Here is a 2,198-nt window from a genome sequence, read left to right as displayed (position 1 = left end):
AAATACAAAAAATCCTATTCAGAGGGCTCAAAAAGCACCGAAGCATCATCTACCGACACCGTCATCGAGAAAAACGGCAGATTTTACATAGTTGGATACGATGAAATTTACCAAAAGGATTTGACTGATACTACTAATAAGCTGAACGATTCTAATTATCAAAATTAAATTAAATGCCAGATAGTAAGATTAGATATTTGTAACTACTATCTGGCTTTTTTATTTTCTTAAGACATATTCATCCTTTAGCTATTATGATTATATTTAACAACTTTGTGATACAGGCTTGGTTGTTTTTTTGTCGTTTTTTTAGTTATATGGAGATCTTTTGATTGTGATTTGCGTTTATTTAGATTTGATAAATAAAATTTGTTCTTTTTTATTTTGGAAAAAGGTTATTTTATGTGTTTATTTTCAAATAAGTATATCCAAGTATGGTGGATAAGGCCCTTCGGGCTTGGATATTTGTTAATTAGTATAGTTTTATTTGTTTAAATTTACATTCCTTTATCACAAAGTTGTTAAATATAATTACAATGGGTTGAGTTACAATGGGTTAAGTTACAATGGGTTGAGATGGTTTGTATTTATTGTATATAGTAGATAGACGCTTCGCGGAATTTTAGAAAAATATAATATCCCCAGCCATTGTACGACTGGGGATATTTTTTGATTATCATAAAAAAGTATTTATTTCAATAAATTAAAATTATCTTTTATAACCATTTTTTTATACAGCTTATTATTGATTTTACTTTATTTACAATTCGTTTTATTATACCTTTTTTAGAAGGTTTACTAGGTTTCACTTGTTTTTGAGGTGCTTTAAATACAGCATTTAATTGTACATTTTCTTTAGCTACGTTACCCTTGCATACTGGTTCTTCTTCAACAGTACATCCAGCTTTTACTAGAGATTCTTTTACAGCTGTATATTGATCTGTTAAGTCGTATGCTTCACCAGCTTTTAATCCTGTTACTACAGTATCTTCAGGTACTTTTATATCAGTTTCACCTTTTATTTGATATTTTATAGTTACAGAATAAGTATCTTCTTTATCATCTGGTTCTTCAGGATCTACTATTTCTCCATCTTCGTTTAACTTCCATAATTGAGTTCCATAGAATGGATTAGCTGTTCCTATGAAAAGACCTTCTTTAGTACTTTCAAATACTCTTATTCCGTGATTATATTTATCATTGAAACCATTTCTTGTAATTGCGTCAAAGTTTACTCCATCGCTTGATACTAATAGGTCAAATCCTTTTTCTGCTTGTTTACAATAGTTGTTTATACCTAGATAATAAACAAAATTCACTACATCTTCATTTTTTATTACCTTTTCGATTTTTTGTCTTACACAAGAAGGTAGATATTTTGATATTTTATCATATCTTGCTACTAAATTATTAAAATCGTCTACTATTGTTTTGTCATCTCTTCTTAAGCTATATGTAGATGTATTTGACTGACCATCTATTTTGTCCATTACTTTATCTGAATCATCTACTATTTTATCTAAGTCTGATTCTTTTATATCTTTGATCTTATCAACTTGTTTTTCTGATAAATCACCAAGTAATTCTTCTTCTTTTGTTTTTTCAGCGTCGTTTGCTTCTGTATCTTGTACTTCTGCATCATTTTCATTAGTTAATTGAGCTTCAGTATTTACATCTTCACTTGCATTTTCTGCTTGAGCTTCGCCATCTTCTTTAGCTTCGCTGTTTGTATCTTCACTTACATCTTCTTTTGGAGCTTCACTATCTTTTTGAACATTTTGTTCTTCTACAGCAACTTCTGTTTCAGTTTTTTGAACACTTATTAATGCTCCTATCATTTCTTGTACATATTTCATTTTTTGTTCAAATTCTTCTGGTGTCATTTTTAATAAGTCGCCATTTGTAAGCTGTGTAAATCCATTAGTTAATGTTGAAGTATCATATGTACCTACATATAATTTTCCATTATGTTCTCCATATCTCCATACATATTGGTTAAATGGACTTCCAAGTCCTGGTCCTAGGTTTCCTTTTACTACTGGAAACTCTTCGTTAGGTCTACCACCAATTAGTTCTATGTTTTCGTTTGTATCCATTCTGTATAGATTTATACTATTATATAAATCATTATATAGAGGTTTGAAATTACCCTTGTCAGGTATTTCTGCTAAATCTAGCATAGGATCGTTGTAGTTACC

At 29.6% G+C, this 2,198-nt stretch carries 1 protein-coding gene; it reads right to left on the bottom strand.

Annotated elements, in window-relative coordinates:
- Positions 1 to 716 precede the first annotated feature (716 nt).
- Positions 717 to 2,198 (bottom strand): hypothetical protein (locus MR593_RS11285; RefSeq protein WP_331474839.1); only part of this gene is annotated, 1,482 nt, incomplete at its 5' end.

The sequence above is a fragment of the Intestinibacter sp. genome (genome assembly GCF_022780145.1).
GTDB lineage: Bacteria > Bacillota > Clostridia > Peptostreptococcales > Peptostreptococcaceae > Intestinibacter.
The sequence above is the reverse complement of the archived record's forward strand: the minus strand, read 5'-3'. Positions and strand labels throughout refer to the sequence as shown.